Consider the following 25,073-nt stretch of genomic DNA (forward strand, 5'->3'; position numbering starts at 1 on the left):
CGCTAGGTGACCGCCGCGATCATCATTTCCGCCCTCGCCATGACCGCCATCGTGGCAGTGCGATACCTTATCAGCAGCGGATTGTTCGCTGCGTTGACCGCCCGGCGCTTTCCCGGCCGACTGGCTGGTCAGCGTCGTCAAATTCTCCGCGAATTGGGCTGGAGCCTTGCTTCCGCAGCAATCTACGGAATTCCTGCAGGGGTAGTCGCCTGGGGGTGGCAGCAGCGCGGATGGACCCGAATATACACCGGAATTTCCGACTACCCGCTGTGGTGGCTGCCGCTGTCGGTCGTCATCTACCTTCTACTTCACGATACCTGGTTTTATTGGACGCACCGGCTGATGCACCGTCCCTGGTGGTTTAAGCAGATGCACGCGGTTCATCACGCTAGTCGCCCGCCCACCGCGTGGGCCGCGATGAGCTTTCACCCATGGGAAGCGATCACCGGCGCGGTCGTCATTCCGGTGCTCGTCTTCATCGTCCCGATCCACGTAGCGATGCTTGGCCTCGTCCTAACGATAATGACGATCATGGGCGTGACAAATCACATGGGGTGGGAGATGTTTCCGCGCCGGCTCGTTCACGGTCCGTTGGGCACATGGATGATAACCGCGAGCCATCATGAACTTCATCACCAGAAATACCGCTGCAACTATGGTCTGTACTTTCGCTTCTGGGATCACCTTTGCGGGACCGACAAGGGGCTCGGCCAATTTGCACCTGCTCGCACTCGCGGCCTTGGTCACGGCGACGCCGGCCCGCGCAGATCCGCCCGCGTCGGCTGATCTGCAGGTCACCATCTCCGGTCTGCGCAGCACGAAGGGCCAGGTGATGATGTGTTTGACGCGGCGGTCGCAGAAACAATTCCTGAAGTGCGCCGACGACCCATCGCATGTGACCAAGGTTTTGAAGGCTAGCGCCGCGGGCCGCGTCGACTTTCGCCTCCCACCCGGGGAATATAGCTTGTTGCTGGTCCACGACGAAAACGGCAACGGCAGGATGGACAAGATGATGGGCATGCCGCGTGAAGGCTTCGGCTTTTCGCGCAACGCGCCGCTGCACATGGGACCGCCGCGCTACGAAGATGTACATTTTACCGTCGCGCCCGGCCGCAACAGTCAGGCCATCAAGGTCCGATACATGCTCTAGATCATCGCGGACGGTTCAAGACCGGTGGCGATTGCCAATAGCTCCCTAACTTCTTCATCTGTCGTTTGAGTGAAGTCACGGTAATGCGCACCCACCGCATAGAACGGCTGGGGCGTGTGCAGACAGACGATGTCGTCGCACTCACCGGCAAGCGCTTCGATGGAATCGCGCGGTGCAACCGGAACGGCCAGCACCAAGCGGGCGGGCTGCTTTTGCCGAACACCTCGAAGCGCAGCCCTCATTGTGCCCCCGGTTGCGATGCCGTCGTCGACCACGATCACGGTCCGGCCTTTCACAGGGACGTGCGCGCGAGCGCCGAGATAGGCCGACCGCCGCCGCTCCAGCTCGACTAACTGCCGCTTGCTCTCGTTGTGGATATAACCGCTGGGCAGGACGACCTGCGCAAGGACTTGTTGGTTGAGGATGACTTGAGGAGGGTCGCCGTCGACGATCGCGCCAATGCCGAGCTCTTCATGCCCGGGCGCGCCGAGCTTTCGCACTAGCAAGACATCGAGATCGCCACCTATTGCGTTCGCGACTTCGTAGCCGACGGGCACGCCCCCGCGCGGCAGCGCAAGGACCAACGGGCGGGAATCCCCAAATTCAGTCAACGCGGATGCCAGCGCCCGTCCGGCGGCCCTGCGGTCCTCGAAGGGCAGCGATCCGTTCGCCACGTCAGACCATCTCCGGCGACGAAGGCGCCGTCTGCGCATTTTTCTCCGGGGATTTGTTTTCGATATGGGCCAGTCCCTGGCTGTAATCGAGCACGGAAAGGTGCTGGGCACTTGCGCGAAAGATCGCCGCCTGACCGCCTTCGGGCAATTGATATTCCATCAGGTTCGGATGGCGTTTGTCCAGAATCGAGGTCGCTCCGTCGACCAAATGTTGGCGGTCTTTTATGTCCTCGGTCACGCCGCGCTCCTTAATGCGACATCAGCAGCGAGACTGGTGAGGCGGACAGCAAGTATCGAGTGACGCCGCCGAAAAAATATTCGCCGAGCCGGCTGTGGCTGTACCCGCCCATGACGACGTACGATGCGCCAAGGTCTTGCGCGGTCGCGATGATCGCCGACGCCACGAAATCCGGAGCGCGAGCATCCTGGCCCGCTTCAGTCAGCAGTTCGGCATGCACTCCGTGCCGCGACAGATATTCGAGCAGGCGCGTGTCCGGGAAAGCCTGTCCGGCCTGCTCCTCTTGGACGCCGAGCACATGAACGCTCCGCGCTAGCTTGAGCATGTCGAGCGAGGCCCTGACGGCATTGGCGGACTCGTAGCTGCCGTTCCACCCGATGAGCACAGGCCCGTTGGGATCGCATATCGCGCCCTCATCGGCTGGGATGAAGATCGGGGTCCTCGACCGGTTGAGGAGGTCACCCATCATGCCGATTGCCGGCCCCGCAAAGTCCGTCCGGTGCGGCTCGCGCCCCGTGACGATCAGGTCCGCGAGCGCTGCCTGCCGGACCAGCTGGAACGGAATATTGCCGGTGATTTGCTGGTAATCCCAGCTAACGTCCTCGGCCCGAAGCTGCCCTTCCATCGATTCACGCAGCGCCTGCTCTTCCTCGTCAATTGACTTGATGACGTCGTTCATCACAAAAACGCCGCCAAAGCTGTCGAAGGCGACATAGGCCTCAACCGGCGTGACATGGACACAGGTCAAATGTGCGCTCGACGATCGCGCGATTGACAGCGCCGTTTCGAGGCGGCGTTCCATCGACTTCCCGTTCTGTACGTGAAGCAGGATGGACTTGGGGCCTGCCACCCCCTTTCCGAAGTGAGTCGACGGACGTTCAAGGGAATCGATGGTCGCCATGCGCAATTCCTTTCGACAAGGATGCTACGCCGGCGCAAAACAGACCGCAGCCGGCCTTACGCTTAGACTATCCGCTGATTCTCGCCGACTCTCACTACGTTATTGCACGTAGCCCGCGTCACCCCCTCGGCCGATCACCGGCGATCTCGAGTAGCAGCGCACCCGTCACCACGAAGCTAATCGCCAGCACCCAAGCGAAGCTGGTGACAATGTCGGGGCTGGGGCCGAACAGGGCGATGGCGAAGGTCATTGCGTAGAGCCCAACCAAAAGGATTGCCGCAAGCTGGAAATCGACCACCGCCGCGATCAGCGTCCACACTCGCACCGATCCGCGAGTGGCCGCGCTTTCGACCAGCAGGCATACCGATCGAAGGGCCAGCCAGCTGATGATCACCCGGACGATCGGCACCCATGCATGCCAAGGCCCGACCAGCAGGAAGGCGCCCGCCGCGATCGAACAAATGCCCGGCAGGGCGGCGACAACCGGGCGATCGCGCCGCAGGATGCCGACCCCCGCTTCGAGTAGACCGGCGGCAAGCAGCATGACGCCCAGCAAATGCGCATCGTTCTTCCGGTCCTGGAGAGGAAGCAGCGCCGAAGCCGCGCTGATCAGGATGACGGCCACCCCGGCCACGCCGATCAGCTTGCCGCGCATCTCGCCGTGCAGCGATTCTCCGCGAACAATTCTGCCGAAATCCATGGGCTGCTCCTCCGTGCCGCCAAGCATGCCAGACGCGGAGCCGAAGGAAAGCCCGTAAAAGCCGCGGTAGAAACCGACGCGGTCTAGCTAGCGGCCTCTTCAGCATCGGGCACGACCGTGATCGCGGTGACGCGCAACGGTTTGTCTGATCCGGCGAACTCCAGCTCGTCGCCGACCCCCGCGCCAGCCAGCGCCCGAGCTAGCGGCGCAGTAAAGGCGATGCGGTTGGCCGCCGGCTCGCTTTCGTCATGACCGACCAGGTCGATGGTCCGGGTCTGCCCGTCGCGGACGAAGGTCACGCGCGTCCCGATCGCTACCTGCTCGCCGTCAGCTGTCGGCGCCACCTGGGCGCTTACGAGTCGCTGGCGCCAATAGCGGGCATCGCGAAGCACGTCCTTGCGCTCTTCCTCCGGCAGCTTGGTCTTCAGCCGGGCCTCGATCGCGTCATTCCGCTCCTGGATCTGTCGAAGGCCGCGCGCCGTGACCAGGTTTGGACCGGGCGGAATCGGCAGCTCGAAACGGGGCTCGAGGTGCTCTTCGTCGCTTTCCCGGCGGAAGGCGACGCTCATGGTTGTGACGCTTTAAAGGACATGGCGTTGATTTTAGCATGGCTTGGCCGGATGTGCAGCGCATGGCCCGTAAATATCTCCTCACGGCGACTATGCTGGACGGCTACCAAAAAACCATCGGGCCGACCGCAACGCGTTTCACCCATTATTGGCGGATCGTTGCGAAGTTGGAGAACGGCAAAACTGAAGTCTTCTGGGGCCACACCAAGTCGCTGGCCGAAGCCAACCGCAAGCGCGCGGCCACGCGAGAAGCTGCTCGCCAGCGCGGCTGGAAGGATTTTGCGTTCGAAGTGGTCGAGCTGGTCCGGACCGAAGCCTGAAGACTTTCGGCTGCGATATGGTGACCCCTACGGGACTCGAACCCGTGTTTTCGCCGTGAGAGGGCGACGTCCTAGACCGCTAGACGAAGGGGCCACGGCCATGTCTGGCGCGGGCGCCCCTATGGTGGAGCTTGGCGCGCTAGTCAATCAAGCGGTCGCGGACTGTTCCAGCGCCAGTTCTTCCAATAACGCCCGGCAATGGGCGGCAATGCGCGGCGCCGCATAGCCGTCACCGAAGGGCATGGCCGGCTGCGCCATAGCCGCCCGGTCGGACCGGTTGCGCAGCCGGTTGACCGCAGCAACGATTCGCGCGGTGTCGGTGCCGACCAGTTCCATCGACCCGCTGGCGATGCCTTCCGGTCTGTCGGTCGTCTCGCGTAATACCAGCAGTGGGATGCCCAGAGGCGGCGCTTCCTCCTGGATCCCCGCGGAATCGGAAAGGAGAATGTCCGAACGCCGCATCGCCTTGATCATCGCGGCATGGGACATCGGCGGCACCAGGCGGATCCGCCGATGCGCCCCCAGTTGATTGACCATGCGTTGGGTCACCGTCGGATTAGGGGGCAGCACGACATCGATGTGCATTGTCGGTCCGGCCAGCTCGCGCAGCGCCGCGACGAGGCGGTCGAGGCCGTCGCCCCAATTCTCGCGCCGATGACAGGTGACCAATAACCGCAATGTCCGGCGGGGAATCCAGCGAATTCGGCGTGGGACCGGCAATGGACCGGCCAGCGCGGCCAACGCGTCGATGCCACTGTTGCCGGTGACGAAAATTTCGCCCCTTACACGCTCTTTCCACAGGTCGGCGGCGTTCGCGTCAGTCGGCGCAAACAGCAAGTCGGCGATGCGATCAATCACGACGCGATTGCCTTCCTCGGGCCAGGGCTGAGTAAGGTCATGGCTGCGCAGGCCCGCCTCGACGTGGGCGAGAGGGATTCCGACTTCGCGCGCGGCGAGGGCGCCGCCCAGCGCGCTCGACGTGCCGCCCTGGACGATCAGCAACTGGTGCAAATGCGCGCGCAGCAGGCGCGCCAGCGCAGCGCGCACCAAGTCGGCGTGAAGTGTTGGATCCGGCTGACCGACGCAATGCAGGGGCAGCGCGTCAAACCCCGCCAGCCCATGGTCGGCCAGTTCCAGCCCCGGATGCTGCCCCGTGACATACAGTAGCGGCATCTCACCGTGCGCGACGAGCGCATGAACAACGGGACTTAGCTTGATCGCTTCCGGACGCGTGCCGATGACAAGCGCGATACGATACTGGCGCAGCATTCCCCCTAACTTCGGCCTGTTTATTCTCGCTTAACCGCGCTTCATTCGCAAGTGCGGCATCGAAAGCACTGGACAAGAGCCATCGGGCCAGTCCTTATCGTTAACCGGGGGAACTAAGATTTGGCCGCAAGGCAACCTTCGATAAATGGCATTCTCGTCGCTCAGGTCACCGACCTGCACATCGGCTTCGACTCCGACAATCTCCATGAGCTCAACGTCCGTCGCCTGAACCTGGTGATTGACCAGTTGAACGCGATGCGGCCCAAGCCATCACTGCTGCTCGTGACCGGCGACCTTGTCGAAGATGGCGAGGATGTCGGCGCCTATCGGCACATGAAGGCGCTGGTGGGCCGCTGGGAAGGGCCGGTCCTGTGGACGATGGGCAACCACGACAACCGTGCCGAGTTCCGGTCCATCTTCCCGGAGGTTCCGGCCGACGCCAACGGCTTTGTCCAGTATGAAACAGAGCACGGCGGTGTCCGCTGGATCGTGCTCGATACGCTCGACCCGGGGCGTCATGGCGGCATGGTGTGCACGCGCCGCGCCGCATGGCTGAAGGAGCGGCTGGCGGAGAAAAAGCGCACTCCTACCGTCATCGTCCTTCACCACCCCCCGGTGGACACGGGCATCGACTGGATGAGCGCGCTAAGCTCAGAAAGCTGGGTGAGGCGGCTGGAGCGGGTCATCCGGCCAGCGAGCCAGGTTGTCGGCATGATCGCAGGCCATGTTCACCGGCCCATCGCAACCAGCTTTGCCGGTAAGCCGCTGATGGTATGCCCATCGGCCGCGCCATGGCTTGCCCTGGACCTGGAGGGCATCGACCCAAAGCATCCGGATGGGCGGCCGCTGATCATCGGTGACGCACCGGCATTTGCGCTTCACTACTGGAACGGGGAGAGACTGCTGACTCATTTCGACGTTGCCGGACCTCGGCACGTCATGGCCAGCTACGACGATAATCTCCAGCCCATGATCCGCGACTTCATCCGCGAACGCGGGACGGGTTAGGCCCTAGCGGAAATTGTCGGCGTAGGCCTGTAACTTGAGCGAAACAGGCGGCGCGGGGATCAGGTGGACGGTCAGCCCCTTGCGCTCCGCATAGGACAGCGCCTCTTCCTTCGTGTCGAAGGTCAACCGGACCTGCGTGTTGGTGTCGCCAGAACCGGCCCAGCCCGTCAGCGGATCGGGGCGCTGCGGCTGCTGCCGCTCGAACTCCAGCAGCCAGCGGCCGTTTCGGGCCTTGCCCGACTGGGTGGCGTTGCGTTGGATTTCGATGATGCGCGCGATCGTCATTCGCACCGATTGCCGCAGGGACGCTCCGGAATCAAGAGCTTGCCCGCTTGGTCCGGAGCGTCGGCACGGCTGACGCAGGGTCATCCGGCCACGGATGCTTGGGGTAACGGCCGCGCATTTCCTTGGCGACCTCTTTCCAGCTTCCCGACCAGAAGGCGGGCAGGTCCTTTGTAGTCTGGATCGGCCGGTGCGCGGGACTGGTAATTGCGAGGGTAAGTGGAATCCTGCCGCCGGCGACCATCGGGTGGCTGGTGAGTCCGTAGAGCGCCTGCGCCCGCACCTCGACCGTAGGGCCACCCGCTGCCCCATAGTCAATGGTATGGCTGGAACCCGCCGGCGACTGCAGGTGCGTCGGTGCGAGCCGATCCACCGCGCGCGCGACGTCATACCCCAGCAGCCCGTCGAGTGTGTTGCGAAGCGCCGATGGTTCGATCATATCCAACCGTCGCTTGCCTGCCAGCAACGGCACGAGCCATTCCTCGGCCCGCTGCAGAAGCGCGCTGTCGTCTAGCGGCGGGATCGATGCGTCGTGCGCAGCCGCGAAGGCCGCTCGCTGCCGCAGGGCAATCGCGCTTTCGCTCCATGGTAGCACCGACAGGCCGTGGCGCTTCACAGCGTCAAGCAAGCCTGCCTCTATTGCTCTCTGGTCTGGCTTAGGATCCGGTGCCGATGAAAGCCGGATGGCGCCCAGTCGCCTGCCCCTCGTCGCGCTGATGGCGCCGGTCGCGGGGTCGAACCGCACGTCGGTGTAGGACTCGATATCGGCGGCGAACAGCGTGTCTACTTCTGTTCGCTCAATAGCCGCCGCCGACAGGATCCGGGCACCCGACGCGGCTCCAGCGACTTCCGCAATTGCCAGCCATTCACTGCGCGCTAGCGGCGATGTCGGGTCCAGCCGGAATCCCCGGCCGCCGACCGACTGCCAGTGTTCCCCGCTAGGGTCACGACGGCGCGACAGGCGATCGGGAAAGGCCAGAGCGATTGCCTCGGCTAGCGATCCGGAATTCGAACTTTCCTTGGCCCAGCGCGCCGCCATTCGGCGCGCCGCTTCGGCTCGGGGCGAACGGTCCGACCGCCAGCGCCGGAGCCGAGTTTCAAGGTCCGCCTCCTTCCCACCAAGCCCTCGTTCGGTCAGCAGAGCGGCGGCATCGGCTGCGGCCTGCGCAAAGCCACGCACGCGGGCCTCGACCAGCATATGCGCCAGCCGCGGCTCCAGCGGAATGGTGCCAATAGCGCGGCCATGCGCCGTGATGCGACCTTCTCCGTCGATCGCTCCGAGCCGGGCGAGCCGTTGCCGCGCTTCGGCTAGGGCGGGCGCTGGCGGCGGGTCCGGAAAGGGCAGGCGCGCTGGATCGTTCTCGCCCCATTGCAGGCAGGTCAGCAGCAGGCTGGAGAGGTCCGCTTCAAGGATTTCCGGCGGGTCGTGGGCGGGATGAGACGACGTTGCCGCTTCTTCCCACAAGCGAATAGCAACGCCGGGCGCTTGTCGTGCCGCTCGGCCAGCGCGCTGGGTTACTGCCGCGCGGCTTGCGCGCTCCGTCACCAGCCGCGTTAGCCCGGCGCCCCGGTCGTAGCGCGGCCGACGCGCGAGGCCGCTGTCAACGACAATCCGAACATCGTCGAGCGTCAGGCTGGTCTCCGCAATCGCGCTCGCGAGCACCAGCTTGCGTGTGCCTGGCGGAGGGGCGGCCAGCGCCGCGCGCTGCACCTCTGGCTCGATCCCGCCATGCAATCGGTGAAGGACGACGTCGGTTGGTAACTTCCCAAGAGCATCCGCGGTGCGCTCGATTTCCGCGACGCCCGGCAGGAAGGCGAGTAGCGATCCATCATACTCTGCGAGCGCTTTCCTGATCGCCGAGGCCATCTGCGGCTCAAGGCGCTGAGCAGCATCGCGCCCCGCGTGAACGACGGTCAGCGGATAACTTTTGCCCTCGCTCCGAGTAAGCGGCGCATCTCCGAGCACTCTCGCGAACCGCTCGGTATCCAGCGTTGCTGACATGGGCAGTATGCGCAGGTCGGGGCGAAGCCCAACCGCGGCGTCCAGCGTGAGAGCCAGAGCAAGGTCGCTGTCGAGGCTGCGCTCGTGCACTTCGTCGAAGAGGACGGCCGACACGCCAGCAAGCTCGGGGTCACTCTGCAACCGCGACAGATAGACACCGTGGGTCATTGCGATTACGCGGGATTCCCTGCCGACTCTGCTGTCGAGGCGGGTTGCATAACCGATTGTTTCACCGGGTTTTTCCCCGCGCTCGCGAGCCATATATTCCGCGGCAGCCCGGGCCGCGAGACGGCGAGGCACCAGTAGCAACACTTGCCCATTGCACCACGCTTCCTCCAGCAGGGCAGGGGCCACTCTTGTTGTCTTGCCGGCGCCCGGTGGCGCCACGAGTAGCGCCCGCGATCCATCGCGTAGCGCCGCCTTCAGCCCGGCAAGGACATCGTCGATCGGAAGGGCTGGGCGGGTCCGCATGGGCACCGTCCGACCATAAGCAGTGCGTCGCGTCTAGTGCTGCGCAAAGACCTTGGTCTTGCCCGCCGCGTCGAAAGCCACCGTCGCGTAGGGTTCGCGATGGTGGCCGTGCTCCATGCCCGGCGATCCCATCGGCATCCCTGCAACAGCAATGCCGCGGACCTTGGGTTTCGTCGCGAGGAGGCGCTTGATGTCGACGGCTGGCACATGACCCTCGATCACGTAATTGCCGACCTTGGTCGTGTGGCAGCTCGCGAGAGACTGCGGAACGCCCAGCGTCTTCTTAACGGTCATCACGTCTGCCGTGGGAACGGTCGTGACTTTGAATCCATGTTTTTCGACGTGCTCGACCCATTTGCCGCAGCAGCCGCAGCTTGGCGACTTGTAGACTGTCATGGTGGCGGCATGGGCCGCACCACCTACAAACATGACCGCGGAAGCGATGGCGGTGAAAATGGTTTTGCGCATGATGGCGAACCTAGGCTGATGAAATGAACGGCGGCTGACGAGTTTCAATAGGCGCGGGCGACGGCGAACTCGACGGCTTCGGTCAACGCCGCCTTGGAGCGGCCCGTAGGAAACATGGCCAGCGCATCGATTGCCCGGCGGCCGTAATGGCGCGCGCGTTCCATCGTATCGGCCAGTGCCCCGGTCGAGTTGATGAGCGAGGTGGCGTGCACCAAATCTTGGTCGCTGGTGCGCTCGCCGAGCATGGCCGCTTTCCAGAAGGAACGGTCCTCCGCAGTCCCACGGGCATGGGCGAGAATGACGGGCAAGGTGACCTTGCCGTCACGAAAATCATCGCCACGATCCTTGCCCATCGTGGCCTCGTCCGACGAATAGTCTATCGCATCGTCAACCAACTGGAAGGCGATACCAAGATTGCGGCCGTAGCTTTCCAGTGCCTCCTCAGCCTCCTCGCCGGCTTCCGCGACGACCGGCGAAATGCGGCAGGCGGCGGCGAACAACTCGGCTGTCTTGGCATTGATGATCGCGAGATAATGTTCCTCGCTGGTCTCGACCTGGCGCTGGGCCGTTAGCTGGTCGACCTCGCCCTCCGCGATTACCGCCGAGGCGTGGCTGAGGATTCGAAGCACCTTCAGGCTACCGTCCTCAACCATCAACTCGAAGGCGCGGCTGAACAGGAAGTCGCCGACCAGCACGCTCGCCGGATTGCCCCAGATGAGGTTGGCGGCGCGCTTGCCGCGGCGCATGTCGGAGCCATCAACCACATCGTCATGGAGCAGGGTCGCGGTGTGGATGAACTCGACCGCTGCGGCCAATTTGTGGTGACGGGCGCCTGGATAGTCGAGCAGTGCCGCGCTCGCCAACGTAAGCATAGGCCGCATGCGCTTTCCGCCGCCGGCAATGAGGTGTCCGGCCAGTTCCGGGATCAGCGGCACCTTTGACTGCATTCGGTCTAGGATCACCGTGTTGACGCTGTTCATGGCCGGCGCCGTCAACGAAATGATTGGCTCCAGCGACGGCTCGCGCTTGTCACGCAGCGGGTGAACGGTGGCGGTCATGTGCGGCCCCTTAGCCGCCCTGCGGCGCTTCGGGAAGCGACAGCTTGACCAGCAGTCCTCCCAGGTCTTCGCTTTCCTCCAGCGCAACCTTGCCGCCGTAAATCTCGGCGACATCGCGGACGATGGCCAAGCCAAGACCCGTTCCGGGCTTTCCGGTCGTGTCCAGACGGGTGCCCCGGGTGAATAGTTCTGCGCGGCGCTCGCCAGGAATTCCGGCGCCATCATCTTCGACGAGGATCGCGACCGTACCGCTCTGCGGCGGCTCGACCGTGACGAACACGCGGCCGCCGCCATATTTGGCGGCATTCTCGATCAGGTTGCCGAGCATCTCGTCCAGATCCTGCCGTTCGACGCGGACCTGCGCGATCTTGTCGCCAGCGATATCGATCGTCACGTTGTCGTAAAGGGTGGTGACCGCCCGTTCCACCGCCTGGACACTGGTCCACACGGTGGCGCGCGCCTGTGCCGACGCCCGGCGACCAATGGCGCGCGCGCGTGCGAGGTGGTGATCGACTTGGCGACGCATCACAGCCGCCTCGCGGATGACCGTCGAATCAAGGTCGCCTGCGTGCGCGGTCGCGGCATTGGTGATGACGGTCAAAGGCGTCTTCAGCGCATGGGCAAGGTTTCCTGCATGCCGCCGAGCCTCCTCTGCCTGCGCCTCGCTATGAGCGAGCAACTCATTGATCTCGTCGACAAGCGGCGTGATTTCGCGCGGGAAATCTTCCGCGACGCGGGTTTGGGCGCCCGACCGGATCGCGATTACTTCGCGGCGAACGCGGCGCAGAGGCCAAAGGCCGTAAAACGCCTGCAGGGCCGCTAGCATCAGAAGGCCAAGGCCGAGCACTGCGAAGCTTCGAACCAGTGTAGTGCGAAGCTCACGGATCTGGCCATCGATGGCATCGCGGGATTGCGCGACCTGGAACCTCCAGCGCACGTCGCTGCCCGGCAGAATGACGTCCCGTTCCAATATTCGCAGCGGTTCGCCTTGGAACTCCACGCTGTCACGCTTGTGTAGCTCGACGTCCTGGTGATCGCCATCGGCGGTCAGTCGCCGGTCCCACAAGGAGCGTGAGGGAAACGTTTCCTGCCCCTTGCCGCTGATCTGGAAATAGGCTCCGGAGTAGGGCTCCAGAAAGCGCTGGTCTGCTGGCGGACGCGAGAAGCGTACCTCGCCGTCAGGGCCAATTTCCGACGCGGCGATCATCGCGTTCAGCACATATTCCAACTGCTGGTCGAAGTTATCGACGATCGACCGCGACAGCACGCGGTCCAGCGCGAATCCACCGAGTAAGAGAAGGACGCCGATCCACAATGCCGCGACGCCGATCATGCGACGCGTCAGCGAACCCCCGCGGCGCCCCCTGACCTTCACCGCGCCCTCTTGAGGCGCCGTTTCGTTCAAGCGCCGGGATCCTCAAGGCTGTAGCCGAGGCCGCGGATAGTCGTAATCGTATCGGCGCCCAGCTTCTTGCGGATGCGCGTCACGAACACCTCGATCGTGTTCGAATCCCGGTCGAAATCTTGGTCGTAAATATGCTCGATCAGCTCGGTCCGGCTAACCACCTTGCCCTTGTGATGCATCAGGTAGGATAACAGCTTATATTCCTGCGCCGTAAGCTTGACCGGTTCTCCGCCCTTGCTGACGCGGCCGGAGCGTGTGTCCAGCCGAATGTCGCCGGCAATCAGCTCGGACGAAGCGTTACCAGAAGCCCGGCGGATAAGCGCGCGGAGGCGGGCGATCAATTCTTCGGTTTGGAACGGCTTGGCCAAATAGTCGTCGGCGCCAGCGTCAAGGCCAGCCACCTTGTCCGACCAGCTGTCGCGAGCCGTGAGGACGAGGACGGGCATTTTCTTGCCCTCCTTCCTCCAGCGGTCGAGAACGGTCAGCCCGTCGATCTCCGGGAGGCCCAGGTCGAGTACGACAGCATCATAATCTTCGGTGGAGCCGAGATAATGGCCATCCTCGCCATCGGTCGCGAGGTCGACGGCATAGCCGGCGCCCTCAAGCGTCGAGCGCAGCTGGCGCCCTAGGTTCGGTTCGTCCTCGACGATCAACACGCGCATTCAATTATCCTTCGATATCTGTTCGCAGACACAAACACGCGCGAAGCTGAACGGTTGCTTGTGCGGAACGATAGCGCCCATGCAAGCAATTATGCCTTTATGCGGCGAATTTTGCGTCGGTTCGTCCGAAGATTCGCTCTGTCAGGCGCCCAGCAGATAGTCGGGCTGAATCCCGCGCTTGGCCCAATAAGCGGTCAAACCGGTCTGTTCTGAGACCGCGTTGAAGCGTGGATCCGCCCTCACAGGCGCTAGCGGAGGAATGAATAGCCATGGGGCGAATCGCCACGCCGTGCTTCCCGCCGTCCGCCGCTTATCTGCGCCGGTTTCGCTTTGCGTTCCGGCCCGGTGAATTGCGAACAGTGCGTCGATTACTTCGAACGCGCCATCGATATCGCCAAGCGACGCCAGCGCCGCCGCCGCAACGGAGGTCAAACGCAGGTTGGCCTTCGCCGCATTCAGATTCACAGTTCGGGCGGCGGCGACGGCGGCGGAGTTCTTGTCCGCCATTGCGGGTAGCGAGAGGCGCCACAGAGCAACTGCAGCCGCGGATAAATTCTGGGGGCTTGTTTCCCGCCGATCCAGCATGGCCAAAGCGGCGTCCTCGCGGCCTGTATAGGCGAAGATGAGGAACCGGGCGAAACGCACGTAAGCGTGCCCCGGCCAATACTGCATTGCCTTGTCGATGACGCGGTCGGCCTCGGCAGTCCGGCCGGTAATCCAGAGGAGCTGGGCGCGCGGATATTGGCCGCCGGCCAAGAGCGGCTTCACCGTCAGCGCGCGCTCAATCAGGCGCAGCGCGTCGCTACTTCGGCCCACGCACTGCAGCAATGTCCAGAGCTGCCGCATGGCGAAGATGTTGTCGGGGTATGCGGTCAGCACCGCCCGTAAACGATCCTCGGTCGCCGCAAAATCCAGCATCGACGCCTGCATGATGACTTCAGCCAGCGTCGCATGGGGTTCAAGCGGCTCGAGTTGCAACGCAGCGCGCGCCGCCCGTTCCGCTTCGAGAACGAGTGCCGGTGAGGCGGGCGCTTCGCTGCTGTTGGCCTTGACCGCGAGGGCATAGGATAGCAGCCCTTGGGCCGCCGCGCTGTCGGGCTTGAGGGCGACGGCCTGTCTGAGGTGGGCTTCAGGATTTTCGGCAGGGTCCGCCGATTCCAACGCATGCACGCCGTGACCGAGCAATTTCGAGAAATCGGGGTCGGGGCGGCCAGCAAATTGCCCCACGCCCAGCGCGCCGCCGGCGATGATTGCCGCGGCAGTCACTCCGGCGCCCACCAAGAACCGCCGGGACAGCCCGTGGCTGAGCTCCACTGAACGTGAACGTGCCGGCAGGTTAGCAAGCGCCTCACCAATCAGTCGATAGCCAGTCCGGGGGATGGTCTCGACCTCGAAACTGCTGGGACCCACCTCGGCCGCAATTCTGCGGACGGAGGAGATTGCCCGGTTCAAGCTGTCGTCGCCAACCATGGCGCCACCCCACACCCGCTCGAACAATTCTTCGCGGGCGACGACCTGGCCACGGGCATCCAGAAGTAGCAGGAAGACCTGCATCACCAGCGGCTCGACGGTGACCTCGCCGGCCGGGCCTACGACCCTGCGCCTCGACGGGCTGATCGCCAGTTGTCCCGCGTTGAAGTCGGGCCGCTTCGCTAGGTCTGCCGGTTTGGGCATCGCCAAGTCATTCCTGTCAGGGCAACTTCAGCAAATCATTAGCATTCGATCAGCAGACCTTCATGGCACCCGGGAAGGTCAATTTCTACGACCGCAAGACCTTGCACCAAAAGTCATGCGGAGAACAGACATGAAACCAAGTATCACACGCCGCTCATGTTGGGCCGGCTCGGCATATATTGTAGCTTTGGTGGCCGGTACGGCAGGCTTGGCTATGCCAACCTTTGGCGATTGGTCGTCAGTCGCGAACATTGAAGTGCTCCCCGGTTCGTCGTCCGACGTAAACAGCGCCTCGATCGAAGGGTGTCCCAGCGTGTCGCCGGACGGCCTGACGCTGGCGTTCAACAGCTTCCGTTCCGGTAACCAACAAATCTATCTCGCACACCGCGACAGCACGGAAGAAGGGTTTGGCGCTCCTGAGATGGCGCCCGCGCCAATCAACTCGTCGGCGCTCGAATTTTGCCCGACCATGATGCAGGGCAACAGGCTCTACTTTTCGCGGGCCGCCGGTGGTGACCCGGGCGACATCTACGTTGCGAAGCTAGGACCGAAGGGTTGGAGCACGCCCTCAAGGCTCAGCTCGGCGATCAACCAGCCCGGCACGATAGAGGAAGGCGTTAGCATTTACGAGGATGATGACGGCCGCGAAGTGCTACTCTTCTCCCGCCGTCCGCCAGGCCCGTTCGACGGCGTCGGCGGCAAGATCTACCAGAGCGTGGACGGCGCCCCGGCGAGCTTGGTTGCGGGCGGGCCGCACAGTTCCGCGTCCGATAACCGGCCAAGTGTGACGCACGATGGCAAGACGATTTTCTGGGACTCGCTGCGCAGCGGTTCGCTGGGCGGTCCGGATATTTGGTACGCCACGCGCTCGAACACCGCCCAGCCGTTCGGCTCCGCCGTTCATCTGAGCGCGCTGAGTTCGAACCAGTCCGACACCCGGCCCTACATCGGCTGGCAGGGTAACATGCTGACCCTTTCGTCGAGCCGCGCGGGCGGGGAGGCGATGGGCGACATTTGGTTCGTCACTCGTGACAAATAGGAAGCGAAGTTTCGGGGGCCGCCGCTCAACTCCACCTCCTACGGGAGTGTGGGTTGGGCGGCGTAAATCGGGACTGCGTCAGTCGCCGGATCTGCCGAGGATGCGACCGGTCCGCGGATCGACATCGACCCAAATGACCTTGCCATTGTCCATGAACTTCATGCGCAGGTTCCGTCCACGAAGCTCCGGGCCCAGGTAATCGGCACCGCCCATGCGCGGGATTACCCGCCGTTCGATCATTGGCAGCGGCATTGCGCGGCCTTCCTGCGTTGCGCGAAACGCGCGGTCTTGGTCGCGGGGCCGGTCGAGCCACGCAAGGCGAACCTGGTCGGCAGGGCGCGCGGCAAGCGCCGGCGTCGCGGCGGCAAGCGCGCAGGCAGTCAGTAGAAGGGTACGGTACAGGCGCATGGCATGAATCTCTTTCGACCGCTTTCCTATGACCAACCCATTGAACGAGTTATGAATGCCCCCGTTGTGCATCGTTAAGCCTTGCGGGCCGTGACGCAGCGGCGATGCTACGCTAGGGGGCGGCCCAATGGCACCCCCGATTTTATCTTATGAGAACCTCGGCCTCGTTCAGGGCGAAGGCTGGCTGTTCCGCAACCTCGATATCCATATCGGCCCACGCGACCGGCTGGCCCTGATCGGTCGGAACGGGGCTGGCAAGACAACCCTGCTCAAATGCCTCGCCGGCTTGGTCGACACGGACGAGGGCGAGCGCAAGGTCGTGCCCGGAACGAGAGTGGTAATCCTTGAGCAGGATCCGGTCATGACTGGACACTCGACCCTGGAGGAGTGGGTGTTGGGCGGCTCATATGCGCCTGCCGCCCACGAGGCTGCTGCGATTGCCGACCAGATTGGGATCGACCTCGGCCGCGATACCGCGACGTCCAGCGGCGGTGAGCGGCGCCGGGCAGCGATCGTCCGCGCACTTGCACAGAATCCTGATGTGCTGATGCTTGATGAGCCGACCAACCATCTCGACCTAGGCGCGATCGACTGGCTCGAAGACTGGCTAAATCGTTTCAAAGGCGCGTTTATCGTCATCAGCCACGACCGCACTTTCCTGACGCGGCTAACGAAAAGCTGCCTTTGGCTCGACCGCGGCAACATCCGTCGGGCAGAGATCGGCTTCGGCGGCTTTGATGCCTGGACAGAGCGCGTCTATGACGAGGAAATCCGCGCGGCCGAGAAGCTGGACGCGAAACTGAAGCTGGAACTGCACTGGCTGCAGCGCGGCGTCACCGCCCGCCGCCGCCGAAACCAGGGGCGCCTCGCAAAGCTCAACGAAATGCGGGCGCAGCGCGCGGCCATGCTCGGGCCCGCCGGTGCGGCAAAGCTGGCGTTGGCGAAAGACGATGTGAAGACGAAGGCGGTCATTGATGCTGAGCACGTCTACAAATCCTTCGGCGACCGCTCGATTATCAAGGACTTCACGCTTCGCATCCAGCGGGGTGACCGGATCGGCTTGGTCGGTGCCAACGGGACGGGCAAGACGACATTGCTGAAGCTTTTGACCGGCGAACTGAAGCCCGATTCCGGCACCGTTGTTCAGGCCAAGTCCCTGTCCGGCATCGTCATTGACCAGCAGCGCAAGCTGATGGAGCCGACGCGGCGGGTACGCGACGTGCTGGCCGAAGGCGGCGACTGGATCGAGGTTCGCGGACACAAGAAGCACATCAAAGGGTACCTCAAGGAATTCCTCTTCGATCCCTCGCTGACCGAAGCTCCGATTGCATCACTTTCGGGCGGGGAACGGTCGCGGCTACTGCTGGCGCGCGAGTTCGCCCGGGAATCGAACCTACTCGTGCTGGACGAACCGACCAACGATCTCGATCTTGAGACTCTCGACCTGCTCCAGGAAGTCATTGCCGACTATGACGGAACCGTGCTGATCGTCAGCCACGACCGAGACTTCCTCGATAAAACGGTGACGGTGACGCTTGGCCTCGACGGGTCCGGCAAAGTCGATATCGTGGCCGGCGGCTATGAGGATTGGGCCCGGCGACGCCGCGAGGTTAAAACCGCCGGAAAAAAGGCAGCGGTGCCGCTCGCTCGGGCAGAGGCGCCTGCCGCTCCGCAAGCGCGCATAAAGCTTAGCTACAAGGACCAGCGTGATCTCGATCGGCTGCCTGAAGAGATCGAACGCCTTGAACGCGAGATCGCGGCGCAGGAGGAGGCGCTTCACGATCCCGACCTCTACACGCAGAATCCCACGCGGTTTTCGGAGCTGACCGCCTCGATTGAACGGAAGCGGGCCGAGAAGGAGGTCGCCGAACATCGCTGGCTGGAGGTGGCGGAAATGGCGGAGGCGCTCACCCGCTAGGCGGGTTGGCGAAGCAATCCAGTCGGGGGCGTGCTGGATTGCTTCGCCCCCGGGCCAGTGGCCCGGGTAGGGATCAGGTCCGCTTGGCCGCCTCCGTCCGCTCAGCAATTCTGGGTTCCAAGATGGTGAGCGGCATCGCGCCGTCCTTCAGCACTTCGTGGAAACGCTTCAGGTCGAACTCGGGCCCAAGCGCTTTCTGCGCTTTTTCCCGCGCCAGCTGCCACGCAAGATGGCCGATCTTGTAGCTGCAGGCCTGCCCGATCGACTCGCAGAAACGCTGCACCTCGCGCTGGACGCGGGCGCGGGGAAAGCCCGTTGTGCGGGTCATCTAGTATTTCGGGAACTCGGCGAGACGCGAAAGATAGCCCTCCGCATCCTGCTTCGCTTCGATCGGTGAATGGCAAGCATGGCAGACTGGGCACCATGTCCGCCCAGCAGCCTCCACCCGTCGAATTTCGCGGCCCGTTGGTTGAGGAATCGGATGTGCAACACTTCGGAAAGGCAGACAGTCCGTGCTGCTTGCAGGGACGCGGCAATTGTGCAGGCTGGCGGCGATCAGGGAGGATAGCGAATGTCGAAATGGATGTTGCGTGCGGCAGTGGCCGCCATGGCGCTGGCGCCGGTCGGAACGGTGATGGCGGCGAACCCTCCGGCGATCGCCCCGCTCGCCTATACCGCGCGGACTCTGCCCAACGGGCTGCGCGTCTATTCCATACCCGATCCCACCAGCGCCAATGTCTCGGTGCAGGTCTGGTATGACGTCGGCTCGCGCGACGATCCGCGCGGCCGGTCGGGTTTCGCTCACCTGTTCGAGCATCTTATGTTCAAGTCGACCCGTAACCTCGCGCCCGAACAGTTCGACCGGCTGACGGAGGATGTCGGCGGGTTCAACAACGCGTCAACCAACGACGACTATACCAACTATTACGAGGTGGTGCCTGCCAATCACCTACAGCGACTGTTGTGGGCAGAGGCGGACCGCATGCGGTCGCTGGTCATTGAGCCGGGCTTCTTTGCGTCTGAACGCGACGTGGTGAAGGAAGAGCTCCGCAGCCGCGTGCTGGCCGCTCCATACGGCAAGCTGTTTTATCTCTACCTGCCACAGATTAGCTACGACGTTCATCCTTATGCCCGTCCGGGCATCGGCAGCATCGAGGATTTGGACGCGGCGACGATCGATGATGTGCGCGCGTTCCACGCTACCTATTATCGCCCCGACAATGCCGTGCTGGTAGTGTCGGGGCGGTTCGACCAGGCGCAACTCGACCGTTGGGTCGACGAATATTTCAAGCCAATTGAGCGGCCTTCAAGTGCGATCCCCCGCGTCAAGGTGGAGGAACCGGCGCGCACCGTCGCGCGCAGCTTCACCGTGTACGAGCCTAACACCCCGTTGCCCGCAGTGCTTCTGTCCTATCCGATTCCGCCTGCCAGCGACCGCGACGCGGCAACGCTGGAAGTGCTCGACGCGATCCTGTCGCGCGGCGACAGCTCGCGCCTGCATGACTCGCTGGTCTATCGCGACCGTATTGCAAGCCAAGCCGGCTCCTTCTTCGATGCCAAGCAGGGACGGGGCAACCTTGCTCTTTACGCGATCCTTAGCAGCGGAAGGGACGCCGCCACGGGCGAGGTGGCCCTGCGGCGCGAAGTCGCTCGATTCCGGGATGCTGCGGTCAGCGCCGCCGAGCTTCAGGAAGCGAAGACCGAATTGCTGACGTCGGCGCTGCGTGAACGAGAGACGGTCGATGGCAAAGCCGACGCACTGGCCGAAGCGGTCATTGTGTCGGGCGACGCCACGGCGGCCGACAAGAGGCTGGCGGATATTGCCGCCGTTACTCCGTCCGATATCCAGCGCGTTGCGCGCAAATGGCTGCGTGAGAACGCTAGCGCCGCGGTGCGCTATCTTCCCGAGGCAGCCCAGAACGGCGCTAATGAAGATGTCATCACCACCAGTTCGAAGGTTCAGACGGCAGCGCTGAAGGCTCCCGCCAACATCAAAATCTGGCAACTCGCACCGGAGAACGAACGCACAGCGCCGCCTGCACCTGGAGCGGAAGTCGCGCCGGCAATTCCAGCGCCCAATGTCCAAAAGCTCGCGAATGGGCTGACCGTCATCACCGTCGAAAATCACAAGCTGCCTCTCGTCACTGCGACGCTAGTTGCGAACGGCGGCGCGGCGGGCGACCCGCAAGGCCGCGCCGGCGCCGCGCAGCTTGCAGCGGCGGTCATGACTGAAGGCACCGCAACCCGCACCGCGACGCAAGTGGACCGGGCTGTGGAAGCACTCGGCGCGTCGCTCGACGGAAGCGCGGGATGGGACGGGGCTCAGATAGGATTGACCGTCGCGACGGGGGAACTCGACAAGGCGCTCGAAATCGTCGGTGACGTCGCGCGCAACGCAAAGCTCCCCGATGAGGAGATCGAGCGCCAGCGCAGCGTCGGCATCGACGGAGTGACAGTCGCGATGAGCGATCCTGGGGAAGTCGCGCAAATGGCCGCGATGCGCGCCCTGTTCGGCGACGGCCCGTACGGCCATCCGTCAAACGGCACGGCCGCCTCCCTAAAGGCGATCACCCGAGCGGATATCGAACGCGCCTATCGTTCGTCATGGGCTCCGGCCAATGCGACGCTGATCCTCAGCGGCGATATCAATCCTGCCAAGGCCGCCCAACTTGCGAGCAAGCATTTCGGGAGTTGGAGCGGCGCCGCCACGGCCGTGGCGAAGGCGAACGCCGACACCGCTCCCATGGCTGGGAAGGTCGTTGTGATCGACATGCCGGGATCTGGCCAGGCTGCCGTGGCGGTCGCGAAACGCGGGGTCTCGCGCGGGGACGAGCGCTTTTACCGCGCGCTGGTCGCAAATGCGGTGCTGGGCGGGGGCTACAGTGCCCGACTGAACCAGGAAATCCGCATCAAGCGCGGACTATCCTATGGGTCGCGCAGCCAGCTCGACGCGCGCCGCGACACGGGTCCGTTCCTTGCCGTCACCCAGACGCGCAACGACGCCGCGGATCAAGTGCTTGCACTGACATTGGGCGAAATGGCGCGGCTAGGAAACGAGTCGCTGACGCCTGCGGACCTCGCCGCCCGCCGTTCCTCCCTGACCGGCAGCTTTGGCCGTAACGTCGAGACTACGGCCGGAACGGCCAATCTGATTTCGGGCTATCTGCAGCGCGGAGTCCCGGCGTCGACGATCGACAGCTATCTGCCGTCGATACTCAATGTCGATCCTTCGGGCGTTCAGTCGGTGGCGGCAGAATTGCTGAAAGCCGACGGCTCGACCGTGGTCATTGTCGGCGATGGGTCTAAGTTCGTCGAGAAGCTTCGGGCAAAATATCCGGATCTGGTATTGATCTCGTTAAAGGATCTCGACCTCAACAAGCCCGGCCTTCGGTAGGGGATCAGGCTCCAAGCTGATATTGCTTCATCAGGTCGTACAGTGTCGGCCTGCTGATACCCAAAAGCTTGGCCGCGCCTGAAATATTATGCTCAGTGCGCGTCAGTGCCTGGTGAATCGCGCGGCGGTCAGCCACTTCGCGCGCGGCTCGCAGGTTGATTGGCAATTGTCTGGCATCGCTTTGTGCCGCGCCGGGCAAGTCGAGGTCGGCCGCCGTCACCAGCTTCCCGTCGGCCATGATCACTGCTCGCTTTATGCGGTTCTCGAGCTCGCGGACATTGCCCGGCCAAGCATAGGCATCGATCGCGTCGGTGGCATCGGGGCTTAGGCCTTGCACCCTGGGATTCATGTCGCGCGCAAAGCGGCTCACGAAATGACGGGCGAGCAACACGGCATCTCCCGCACGGTCGGAAAGGCTGGGGATCTTCACCACGATTTCTGCCAGCCGGTAATATAGGTCGTCGCGGAACCGCCCGTCGGAGATCATGGTATCGAGGTCCTGATGCGTCGCGCACACGATGCGCGTATCCACCGCGATCGGGGCCCGGCCGCCAATCCGTTCGATTACCCGCTCCTGGAGGAACCGCAGCAGCTTGACTTGCAGGGGAAGGGGAATGTCGCCGACTTCGTCGAGGAACAGCGTTCCGCCCTGTGCCATTTCGATCTTCCCCGGCGTCATCTTGATCGCGCCGGTAAACGCTCCCCGCTCATATCCGAACAACTCGGCTTCTAGCAGGTTCTCGGGGATGGCAGCGCAGTTGATTGCGACAAACTCGCCCTTGGCGCGGGGCGATTTCTCGTGGACGGCCCGCGCCAGCAATTCCTTGCCTGTCCCCGACGCGCCCAGCAGCATGACGGACACATCGGCGTTGGCAACGCGCTCGATCGTGCGCGCTACCTTCAGCATTTCTGGACTGGCCGTCAGCAACGCGCCAAGCGCCGTGGCGCCACCTCCTGCAGCCTCCAGCCGCCGGTTCTCTGCCTCTATCTCCTGAACGTGAAAGGCACGGGAAACGATTAGGCCGAGCTCGTCGATATCGACGGGTTTTCGGTAAAAGTCATAGGCACCCAGCGCGATCGCCTTTAATGCGCTTTCACGCGCACCGTGGCCCGATGCGACGATGATCTTCGTGTCCGGCTTCAGCGCCAAGATTTCCTGAAGGGTCGCAAATCCCTCGGTGGTGCCGTCGGGATCCGGCGGAAGGCCAAGGTCCAAGGTGACGACGGGCGGCTCGTGCAGCCGAACCATCTCGATGGCCTGCGCCCGGTCGGTGGCGCTTACCACCCGATAGCCCTCATAGGCCCATTTCAATTGCCGCTGGAGCCCTTCGTCATCCTCGACGATCAGCAGGACAGGCAGTTCGCTGGGTTTTGTCATGCAATTTTCCGATGGGGTTCGGCCGCCGGTGTTGCGGCGGGAAGTGTGATGGTGAAGCTGGTGCCCTCGCCAGCGCGGCTTTCGACGGTCAGACGGCCTCCCATGGAAGCAACGAGGCTCTTCGCTTCGAAGGCGCCGACACCGAAGCCGCCCTTCTTAGTCGACGCGAAGGGCTGAAACAGGCGGGTTCGGACGAACTCGGCGTCCATGCCTGTGCCGACGTCGGAAATGATGATGATGGCCCGATCGTTGTCGGCATTCATCCGAACCGTTACCGGGTCACCCGGCTTGCTGGCATCAACTGCGTTCTGCACGAGATGGCCGATGGCCTGTTCAAGCAGCAGGGGGTCGGCGAGCACCCACATATTGCCGTCGCCCAGCATCTTTACTTCATGGTCGCCGCGCTTGGCGGCAATGGCGGAGGCGACCAGCGGGCGTAGCGGTGCCGCTTCTGGCTTGGCCGGTCGCTGGTCGGCGGTCGGCGCGAGGCGAGCGAGAAGGTCGTTCATCTTGCCGACCGAACCTTTCAAAGTCGCCACCATGTCACTCCGGAAATCGGCGTTGTCCGCGTGTCGCTCGGCATTGCGGGCAAGCAGCGACAGCTGGCTGACCAGGTTTTTTACGTCGTGCAGAATGAACGCGAAGCGGCGATTGAAATCCTCAAACCGCTGGGCGTTCATTAGCGCCTGCTGGCCATGTGCCTCGGCAAGCGATGAGGCCGCCTGCCGTCCGGCGGTGCGCAACAGATCGAAATCCTCCCAGTCGAGCGGACGGCGGTAATCGGGCGCGGCAAGCAGCACGAGGCCGACCAGTCGATCGTCATGGATCAGCGGGACGCCCGTCCAAGCCTGCTCTTCGCCCAACAGCGGTTGGGGAATGTCTAGTTCTAGGTCACGCGCGTCCGCCCAGCCGCCGGCGTGGGCATCGAAATCGATGATGCGACCTTCCGCCCCAACCGACAGCCAGAAGGCGAGTGCCTCTGTGTCCGGAATGGCCGCGCCAGGGTTGGAGTTGCCTGACCAGTTCCAGCTTGCCGCAGGTTCGATCGCGCCATTTTCGTCGGCGATCAGCAGCAGGCCACCGGGAGCATCGAGGATGTCGGCAAATGCCTTGATGACCCTCTGGCCAAGCGGCGGCGCATCGGCGCTGGTAGCGCCGATCGTTTGGGTAAAGCGCAGCCATTCGGTCCGGTAGTCGTACCGATGTTCAAACAAGTGCTTGGCAATCTTGACCTTTGCCCAGCCCCGCGCCCGGCTGGACGGTACCAGCACCATCGCACCGACCGTCATGGCGGCCAGCAGAGCGATGAGCAGCGCGCGGGTCCAGTCGAAGCCGGAGCCGCGAAGCGCCGTGACCAGCACCGCCATCACCGCGAAGTAGGCGCAGATGGCCAACACCGACAGGCTTTGGAACGTTGCCGCGCGCGACAGGCGGATCCGCCAGCCTTCGCCCCTCGTGCTGCCGACCGCGAACAGCGCGGCCGCAACGGCCAGCGGCAGGCCGCGCCAGTCGAACAGCCCCCGTGCTGACGACGGATCGAAATAGGCGATCGTGTAGAGGTTGAGGTCGTAGGCCCAAGTCAAGGCCAGCGCGAGCATGGCTAGACGAATACCACTCCTGCTCGACGGCGCAGCCTGCCCGTACAGGTTGTGGACAAGGACGAGCGACCCTGCGGCTGCGGTGAGGCGGAGGATGATCGCCGTGACAACCAGCGCATGCCCACTGCTTATCCCATCGGTGTCGATCACCAGTGGCAGGGCATCGACTATCAGCTGCAGGCCCAGCACGCCGGCGACGGCGGCATAGACCGGCCGCACGCCCCGCTGCTCCTCACTGCTGTCGATTCCGGCAAGCCGGTAGAGGACGCCCACCCACACCAGGTTTCGCGCCGTTTCGGCGTATGCCGCGAGCATCGTTGTCGGTGCCAGCGCCGTGATCCAAGCCCAGCAGCCTGTCAGCGCGAAGGCGGCCAGCAGCATGCGCTGTTCGCTTTCGCTCAGACCGCGGCGCAATTCCCACAGGGTAAGCGATGCGAACAGGGCGGCCGCCAGCGCGTGCGTCCAGAAGGCGATCAGCGCCTGCATG

The 25,073-nt window shown here is 63.7% G+C and carries 24 protein-coding genes and 1 tRNA gene; 7 read left to right on the forward strand and 18 right to left on the reverse strand.

Features of this window, described 5'->3' with window-relative positions:
* The first annotated feature begins 6 nt into the window (after positions 1–6).
* Entirely contained in the window at positions 7–786 is a 780-nt protein-coding gene (locus D3M59_RS07955; protein WP_119533119.1) for a sterol desaturase family protein, read from the forward strand.
* Positions 740–1,150, forward strand: coding sequence for a DUF2141 domain-containing protein (locus tag D3M59_RS12085; RefSeq protein WP_267896955.1), 411 nt, complete (start codon positions 740–742; stop codon positions 1,148–1,150). The genes D3M59_RS07955 and D3M59_RS12085 overlap by 47 nt, the downstream gene beginning before the upstream one ends.
* Here the strand turns inward: D3M59_RS12085 and D3M59_RS07965 are convergent.
* The 5 genes from D3M59_RS07965 to D3M59_RS07985 form a co-directional block, all read right to left on the reverse strand.
* The gene (locus D3M59_RS07965) at positions 1,147–1,863 is read right to left on the reverse strand and encodes a phosphoribosyltransferase (protein ID WP_119533121.1); all 717 of its coding nucleotides are present in this window, start codon (positions 1,861–1,863) and stop codon (positions 1,147–1,149) included. The two genes, D3M59_RS12085 and D3M59_RS07965, sit on opposite strands and share 4 nt — an antisense overlap.
* Entirely contained in the window at positions 1,826–2,062 is a 237-nt protein-coding gene (locus D3M59_RS07970) for a hypothetical protein (protein WP_119533122.1), read from the reverse strand. The genes D3M59_RS07965 and D3M59_RS07970 overlap by 38 nt, the downstream gene beginning before the upstream one ends.
* A 10-nt stretch (positions 2,063–2,072) precedes the next feature.
* The gene (locus D3M59_RS07975; RefSeq protein ID WP_119533123.1) at positions 2,073–2,963 is read right to left on the reverse strand and encodes a universal stress protein; all 891 of its coding nucleotides are present in this window, start codon (positions 2,961–2,963) and stop codon (positions 2,073–2,075) included.
* A gap of 118 nt (positions 2,964–3,081) precedes the next feature.
* Positions 3,082–3,663, reverse strand: a complete 582-nt coding sequence (locus D3M59_RS07980) for a hypothetical protein (RefSeq protein ID WP_147416725.1) — start codon at positions 3,661–3,663, stop codon at positions 3,082–3,084.
* Between the two features lie 83 nt (positions 3,664–3,746).
* Positions 3,747–4,232, reverse strand: coding sequence for a GreA/GreB family elongation factor (locus D3M59_RS07985; protein ID WP_119533125.1), 486 nt, complete (start codon positions 4,230–4,232; stop codon positions 3,747–3,749).
* 38 nt (positions 4,233–4,270) lie between these two features.
* Here D3M59_RS07985 and D3M59_RS07990 point away from each other — a divergent pair, with 38 nt between their 5' ends.
* Positions 4,271–4,552 carry a hypothetical protein gene (locus tag D3M59_RS07990; RefSeq protein WP_407695441.1) on the forward strand — a complete coding sequence of 94 codons (282 nt, stop codon included), beginning with the start codon at positions 4,271–4,273 and terminating at the stop codon, positions 4,550–4,552.
* A gap of 18 nt (positions 4,553–4,570) precedes the next feature.
* On the opposite strand, the gene D3M59_RS07995 is transcribed toward D3M59_RS07990, so the two are convergent.
* Positions 4,571–4,646 (reverse strand) — tRNA-Glu (locus D3M59_RS07995).
* Between the two features lie 53 nt (positions 4,647–4,699).
* A complete protein-coding gene (gene wecB, locus D3M59_RS08000) occupies positions 4,700–5,821 on the reverse strand; it encodes a non-hydrolyzing UDP-N-acetylglucosamine 2-epimerase (RefSeq protein ID WP_119533126.1) in 1,122 nt (373 codons plus the stop codon).
* A gap of 120 nt (positions 5,822–5,941) precedes the next feature.
* On the opposite strand from wecB, the gene D3M59_RS08005 reads away from it, so the two are divergent.
* Positions 5,942–6,829, forward strand: coding sequence for a phosphodiesterase (locus D3M59_RS08005; RefSeq protein ID WP_119533127.1), 888 nt, complete (start codon positions 5,942–5,944; stop codon positions 6,827–6,829).
* 3 nt (positions 6,830–6,832) lie between these two features.
* Here D3M59_RS08005 and D3M59_RS08010 read toward each other — a convergent pair whose 3' ends face one another.
* The 7 genes from D3M59_RS08010 to D3M59_RS08040 form a co-directional block, all read right to left on the reverse strand.
* A complete protein-coding gene (locus D3M59_RS08010; RefSeq protein WP_119533128.1) occupies positions 6,833–7,114 on the reverse strand; it encodes an ETC complex I subunit in 282 nt (93 codons plus the stop codon).
* A 31-nt stretch (positions 7,115–7,145) separates the two neighbouring features.
* Positions 7,146–9,584, reverse strand: a complete 2,439-nt coding sequence (gene hrpB / locus D3M59_RS08015) for an ATP-dependent helicase HrpB (protein WP_119533129.1) — start codon at positions 9,582–9,584, stop codon at positions 7,146–7,148.
* A gap of 33 nt (positions 9,585–9,617) precedes the next feature.
* Positions 9,618–10,052 carry a DUF411 domain-containing protein gene (locus D3M59_RS08020; protein ID WP_119533130.1) on the reverse strand — a complete coding sequence of 145 codons (435 nt, stop codon included), beginning with the start codon at positions 10,050–10,052 and terminating at the stop codon, positions 9,618–9,620.
* A gap of 44 nt (positions 10,053–10,096) precedes the next feature.
* A complete protein-coding gene (locus D3M59_RS08025; protein WP_119533131.1) occupies positions 10,097–11,110 on the reverse strand; it encodes a polyprenyl synthetase family protein in 1,014 nt (337 codons plus the stop codon).
* A gap of 10 nt (positions 11,111–11,120) precedes the next feature.
* Entirely contained in the window at positions 11,121–12,443 is a 1,323-nt protein-coding gene (locus D3M59_RS08030; protein ID WP_119533353.1) for a sensor histidine kinase, read from the reverse strand.
* Between the two features lie 68 nt (positions 12,444–12,511).
* Positions 12,512–13,177, reverse strand: coding sequence for a response regulator transcription factor (locus D3M59_RS08035; protein ID WP_119533132.1), 666 nt, complete (start codon positions 13,175–13,177; stop codon positions 12,512–12,514).
* Between the two features lie 141 nt (positions 13,178–13,318).
* Positions 13,319–14,851, reverse strand: coding sequence for a winged helix-turn-helix domain-containing protein (locus tag D3M59_RS08040; RefSeq protein WP_119533133.1), 1,533 nt, complete (start codon positions 14,849–14,851; stop codon positions 13,319–13,321).
* 190 nt (positions 14,852–15,041) lie between these two features.
* Between D3M59_RS08040 and D3M59_RS11950 the strand changes: the two genes are divergently transcribed.
* Positions 15,042–15,890, forward strand: coding sequence for a TolB family protein (locus D3M59_RS11950; protein WP_158581976.1), 849 nt, complete (start codon positions 15,042–15,044; stop codon positions 15,888–15,890).
* A gap of 78 nt (positions 15,891–15,968) precedes the next feature.
* On the opposite strand, the gene D3M59_RS08055 is transcribed toward D3M59_RS11950, so the two are convergent.
* On the reverse strand, positions 15,969–16,298 hold the full coding sequence (locus D3M59_RS08055; RefSeq protein ID WP_119533355.1) for a hypothetical protein: 330 nt from the start codon (positions 16,296–16,298) through the stop codon (positions 15,969–15,971).
* A gap of 127 nt (positions 16,299–16,425) precedes the next feature.
* Between D3M59_RS08055 and D3M59_RS08060 the strand changes: the two genes are divergently transcribed.
* Positions 16,426–18,216: an ABC-F family ATP-binding cassette domain-containing protein gene (locus D3M59_RS08060; RefSeq protein ID WP_119533134.1), complete on the forward strand. Its 1,791-nt coding sequence runs from the start codon at positions 16,426–16,428 to the stop codon at positions 18,214–18,216.
* Positions 18,217–18,289: 73 nt separating this feature from the next.
* Here D3M59_RS08060 and D3M59_RS08065 read toward each other — a convergent pair whose 3' ends face one another.
* Positions 18,290–18,544 (reverse strand): DUF885 family protein, encoded by a 255-nt coding sequence (locus D3M59_RS08065; RefSeq protein ID WP_119533135.1) that lies wholly within the window; start codon positions 18,542–18,544, stop codon positions 18,290–18,292.
* A 243-nt stretch (positions 18,545–18,787) separates the two neighbouring features.
* On the opposite strand from D3M59_RS08065, the gene D3M59_RS08070 reads away from it, so the two are divergent.
* Positions 18,788–21,610 (forward strand): M16 family metallopeptidase, encoded by a 2,823-nt coding sequence (locus D3M59_RS08070; RefSeq protein ID WP_233543197.1) that lies wholly within the window; start codon positions 18,788–18,790, stop codon positions 21,608–21,610.
* Positions 21,611–21,614: 4 nt separating this feature from the next.
* Here D3M59_RS08070 and prsR read toward each other — a convergent pair whose 3' ends face one another.
* Positions 21,615–22,988, reverse strand: a complete 1,374-nt coding sequence (gene prsR / locus D3M59_RS08075) for a PEP-CTERM-box response regulator transcription factor (RefSeq protein ID WP_119533136.1) — start codon at positions 22,986–22,988, stop codon at positions 21,615–21,617.
* Complete coding sequence (gene prsK, locus D3M59_RS08080; protein WP_119533137.1) at positions 22,985–25,072, reverse strand: XrtA/PEP-CTERM system histidine kinase PrsK; 2,088 nt, start codon at positions 25,070–25,072, stop codon at positions 22,985–22,987. The genes prsR and prsK overlap by 4 nt, the downstream gene beginning before the upstream one ends.
* Position 25,073: the final 1 nt, after the last annotated feature.

This window comes from Sphingomonas edaphi, from assembly GCF_003583725.1.
Taxonomy (GTDB): domain Bacteria; phylum Pseudomonadota; class Alphaproteobacteria; order Sphingomonadales; family Sphingomonadaceae; genus Sphingomicrobium; species Sphingomicrobium edaphi.

Excerpts from the sequence above, each read along its gene's own strand:
- D3M59_RS08025 (WP_119533131.1), bottom strand. The coding sequence starts at position 11,110 with ATGACCGCCACCGTTCACCCGCTGCGTGACAAGCGCGAGCCGTCGCTG.
- D3M59_RS07975 (WP_119533123.1), bottom strand. The coding sequence starts at position 2,963 with ATGGCGACCATCGATTCCCTTGAACGTCCGTCGACTCACTTCGGAAAG.
- prsK (WP_119533137.1), bottom strand. The coding sequence starts at position 25,072 with ATGCAGGCGCTGATCGCCTTCTGGACGCACGCGCTGGCGGCCGCCCTG.
- D3M59_RS07990 (WP_407695441.1), top strand. The coding sequence starts at position 4,271 with ATGGCTTGGCCGGATGTGCAGCGCATGGCCCGTAAATATCTCCTCACG.
- hrpB (WP_119533129.1), bottom strand. The coding sequence starts at position 9,584 with ATGCGGACCCGCCCAGCCCTTCCGATCGACGATGTCCTTGCCGGGCTG.
- D3M59_RS08060 (WP_119533134.1), top strand. The coding sequence starts at position 16,426 with ATGGCACCCCCGATTTTATCTTATGAGAACCTCGGCCTCGTTCAGGGC.
- D3M59_RS08040 (WP_119533133.1), bottom strand. The coding sequence starts at position 14,851 with ATGCCCAAACCGGCAGACCTAGCGAAGCGGCCCGACTTCAACGCGGGA.
- prsR (WP_119533136.1), bottom strand. The coding sequence starts at position 22,988 with ATGACAAAACCCAGCGAACTGCCTGTCCTGCTGATCGTCGAGGATGAC.
- D3M59_RS07965 (WP_119533121.1), bottom strand. The coding sequence starts at position 1,863 with ATGCGCAGACGGCGCCTTCGTCGCCGGAGATGGTCTGACGTGGCGAAC.
- D3M59_RS08055 (WP_119533355.1), bottom strand. The coding sequence starts at position 16,298 with ATGCGCCTGTACCGTACCCTTCTACTGACTGCCTGCGCGCTTGCCGCC.
- D3M59_RS08035 (WP_119533132.1), bottom strand. The coding sequence starts at position 13,177 with ATGCGCGTGTTGATCGTCGAGGACGAACCGAACCTAGGGCGCCAGCTG.
- D3M59_RS08065 (WP_119533135.1), bottom strand. The coding sequence starts at position 18,544 with ATGACCCGCACAACGGGCTTTCCCCGCGCCCGCGTCCAGCGCGAGGTG.
- D3M59_RS08010 (WP_119533128.1), bottom strand. The coding sequence starts at position 7,114 with ATGACGATCGCGCGCATCATCGAAATCCAACGCAACGCCACCCAGTCG.
- D3M59_RS07980 (WP_147416725.1), bottom strand. The coding sequence starts at position 3,663 with ATGGATTTCGGCAGAATTGTTCGCGGAGAATCGCTGCACGGCGAGATG.
- D3M59_RS08020 (WP_119533130.1), bottom strand. The coding sequence starts at position 10,052 with ATGCGCAAAACCATTTTCACCGCCATCGCTTCCGCGGTCATGTTTGTA.
- D3M59_RS07985 (WP_119533125.1), bottom strand. The coding sequence starts at position 4,232 with ATGAGCGTCGCCTTCCGCCGGGAAAGCGACGAAGAGCACCTCGAGCCC.
- D3M59_RS08070 (WP_233543197.1), top strand. The coding sequence starts at position 18,788 with ATGTCGAAATGGATGTTGCGTGCGGCAGTGGCCGCCATGGCGCTGGCG.
- D3M59_RS08030 (WP_119533353.1), bottom strand. The coding sequence starts at position 12,443 with ATGATCGGCGTCGCGGCATTGTGGATCGGCGTCCTTCTCTTACTCGGT.
- wecB (WP_119533126.1), bottom strand. The coding sequence starts at position 5,821 with ATGCTGCGCCAGTATCGTATCGCGCTTGTCATCGGCACGCGTCCGGAA.